We start from the raw sequence: 598 nt of genomic DNA on the forward strand, positions 1-598 counted from the left end.
TCGAACCTCTAACCGCCTGATTCGTAGTCAGGTACTCTATCCAGTTGAGCTAAGGGTGCTCTTCAATATATGCCGAGGACCGGAATCGAACCGGTACGATCGTTACCAATCGCAGGATTTTAAGTCCTGTGCGTCTGCCAGTTCCGCCACCCCGGCCTCTCTAAGCGAACGACGGGATTCGAACCCGCGACCCCCACCTTGGCAAGGTGGTGTTCTACCACTGAACTACGTTCGCATCGACTCTGGTTTATATTAAAAAAAATGCCGGCTACATGACTTGAACACGCGACCCTCTGATTACAAATCAGATGCTCTACCAACTGAGCTAAGCCGGCTGATTTCTATTATGCGGGTTAAGGGACTTGAACCCCCACGCCGTTAAGCGCCAGATCCTAAATCTGGTGCGTCTGCCAATTCCGCCAAACCCGCAAATATGACCCGTACTGGGCTCGAACCAGTGACCCATTGATTAAAAGTCAATTGCTCTACCAACTGAGCTAACGAGTCAAATAACTTTCGTTATTACGGTCCCGACGGGAATCGAACCCGCGATCTTCGCCGTGACAGGGCGACGTGATAACCGCTACACTACGGGACC

Annotated in this window: 6 tRNA genes; all 6 read right to left on the minus strand. The window is 51.5% G+C overall.

The features are described 5' to 3' along the window. Window positions 1-70: 70 nt before the first annotated feature. Window positions 71-156: transfer RNA gene (locus tag NMM19_RS08330), tRNA-Leu, on the minus strand. Between the two features lie 7 nt (window positions 157-163). Beyond that, window positions 164-235: transfer RNA gene (locus tag NMM19_RS08335), tRNA-Gly, on the minus strand. A 27-nt stretch (window positions 236-262) separates the two neighbouring features. Next, window positions 263-335, minus strand: a tRNA-Thr gene (locus NMM19_RS08340). A 12-nt stretch (window positions 336-347) separates the two neighbouring features. Continuing rightward, window positions 348-429: transfer RNA gene (locus NMM19_RS08345), tRNA-Leu, on the minus strand. Between the two features lie 5 nt (window positions 430-434). After that, window positions 435-507, minus strand: a tRNA-Lys gene (locus NMM19_RS08350). A gap of 18 nt (window positions 508-525) precedes the next feature. After that, window positions 526-598 (minus strand) — tRNA-Asp (locus NMM19_RS08355).

Source organism: Streptococcus sp. CF8_St5-17 (genome assembly GCF_024295665.1).
Lineage (GTDB): Bacteria > Bacillota > Bacilli > Lactobacillales > Streptococcaceae > Streptococcus.